The 1530-nt window shown below is 47.3% G+C and carries 1 protein-coding gene; it reads right to left on the bottom strand.

Annotated features, from left to right (window positions below; all coding sequences use genetic code 11):
- Nucleotides 1-180: 180 nt before the first annotated feature.
- Nucleotides 181-1137, bottom strand: coding sequence for a DUF2860 family protein (locus tag G462_RS0120045; protein ID WP_026960559.1), 957 nt, complete (start codon nucleotides 1135-1137; stop codon nucleotides 181-183).
- Nucleotides 1138-1530 lie beyond the last annotated feature (393 nt).

The raw sequence follows: 1530 nt of genomic DNA, 5'->3' as shown, positions 1-1530 counted from the left end.
CTGGTTTGGTTGCACATACCATTAGATCACTTCGCGGGTTGCACTCCAAGCGCAACACTCTGATTTATCGGCTAATTATGTGGGGATTCGTCAGCCCTACGCATCATTGAATATTGACACTGGAGAACCACCATTTGCTTATATTGTCACTTCTTGGGTACTCCATATCTTCGATTGCACTTAGAACTTGTAACTCAATCCCATCGAAACCAGATAGTCTTCATTCTCATAGAAGTCTATGTTGGAACGGTTGAGGTTAACGCCGTTCAGCGATACAAAGTTCCAGTTTTGCCAGCCCATTACGTTCGCGTACTCGTAAGCGATAAACAATTTGTGGCGATCATCCGCACGTTCTTTGTTAAAGATCGGGTGGATTTCATCATACTCCCTGCGCGCATAACTACTGGTTAGTGCCAACGACTGAACGCCGTTGCTAATAAAATAGGTAACTTCTGCCTTGTACTGATCAAAACTCGCCGCTTTGCCTTCAGCATCCAGGTGGGTGTATGCAAACGAGGTCACCAAGCCTGAACGTTGGCCCAGCTCAAAGCCGTAACTGCCTTTTACATAGTAGGTATCGTTATCGCGGTGAAGGCTTTGGTATTCAATGCGTTCATTGTCAACTTCCGATGTAGCAAAGGCCATGTCCAGAGAGAAGCCGCTGTTCATCAAGTTATTGATCTTCATACGGTAGGCATACCCTTCAATGTCTTCCTTACCGCGTGCTGGGCCGGTTTGATACGGGTTGGCCCATACCTCCCCCGAGACCACAGTAGGCAAGAATGCCACGTCGATTTGAGTACCGTTGGCAAAGTCATATTGATAACCCAGCTCGAACGCTAGATCACCCACCGCTAAGTCATCACGGGAAGTCCCTAAGTAGATACGTTGATTGTTGTTGGCACCCAGTGAGTAGGCAATGTGACCCAGCGGCGCAACCAGGTAGTCGTCTTCGCGCTCAGCGCTGCCGCCGAGACCGCGCAACGTCGCATCGGTATCGGTGCTCAGGTTAGAGTTCGTCGAAGAGTAGCCAGACAGCAGTATCAGCTCGCCGCTGAGCTTCGAGGCATTGACCGAAAAAGCCGGCGCGCAGAGCGAGGTAATTGCAGCAATGGTTAATAGGTGATTACGTTTCATCGTTGTTCCCGTTTGGTTAATTATGACGCACGATTGATATGCGCTTGAACTTGCTGCGTATGATAGTTTTGTGAGGTTTTCTAGCCTATGGTTTACAGATATTCATTTTCAATCGAGCTTGATTCAATGCCTATTTAAGCAGGCAACCTCAATACGTGTGATAGATAGTGCATAGGTCGATATTAATTTCTGTTAACGAGTAGCGAATTGAGAATGGGTATAAAAGGCAGGGGTGTTTTAGGGAGTTAAGAGACTTCCTTCCGTGGAATTATCTCGTTAGCGCAATGAGGCTAAGCTGGCGCCATGCAGCAATGGTATTCGCCTTCAAGTTTGTATCGACCACAACGACTTATGGTACTCTTGCTAAAAGCAATCAGCCCTATGTTATGTATG

The organism is Aliagarivorans taiwanensis DSM 22990 (genome assembly GCF_000429505.1).
GTDB classification, from domain to species: Bacteria; Pseudomonadota; Gammaproteobacteria; order Enterobacterales; family Celerinatantimonadaceae; genus Aliagarivorans; species Aliagarivorans taiwanensis.
This window is presented reverse-complemented; position numbering and strand designations above follow the sequence as displayed.